At 50.6% G+C, this 399-nt stretch carries 2 protein-coding genes; one reads left to right on the forward strand and one right to left on the reverse strand.

The window, feature by feature from the left end; translation table 11 throughout:
- A partial coding sequence (locus CXF87_RS12450; protein WP_198556098.1) for a helix-turn-helix domain-containing protein occupies nt 1-208 on the reverse strand: 208 nt, incomplete at its 3' end.
- 79 nt (nt 209-287) lie between these two features.
- Between CXF87_RS12450 and CXF87_RS22430 the strand changes: the two genes are divergently transcribed.
- On the forward strand, nt 288-399 hold a 112-nt coding region (locus CXF87_RS22430), incomplete at its 3' end, for a Cro/CI family transcriptional regulator (RefSeq protein ID WP_442906366.1).

The following is a 399-nucleotide window of genomic DNA, read 5'->3' on the forward strand; positions in this document are numbered from 1 at the left end:
GGGCCTCTTTACCCTCCAGGATAAATGACGAACTGACTTCTAGCGCTCTGCAAAGCTTCGAGAGGTTGTGACCGGTGATTTTTACCCGCGGATCAGCCTCCCACTGGCTTACGGCGGGCCTTTTGACTCCGCATAGGTCGGCGAGCTTCTGTTGTGTGAAGCCTTTCTCTTTCCTGAGCGCCTTGATTCTTTGGGCCTGATTTTCCATGTAAGCGAGTTTACTACCTTGTAAGGTAAGTGTGATTACCATAATATTGGTAAGTACAGTTACATTTAGGGGCACGCTAATGCTTAAAGCAGACGTTATTGACTACTTCGGGGGCGTCGGCTCTGCCGCTAAGGCTCTTGGTATTACATCCAACGCCGTTAGTCAGTGGGATGACGCCGTTCCGCTTCTGC

Source organism: Halomonas sp. MES3-P3E (assembly GCF_002836035.1).
Classification (GTDB): domain Bacteria; phylum Pseudomonadota; class Gammaproteobacteria; order Pseudomonadales; family Halomonadaceae; genus Vreelandella; species Vreelandella arctica.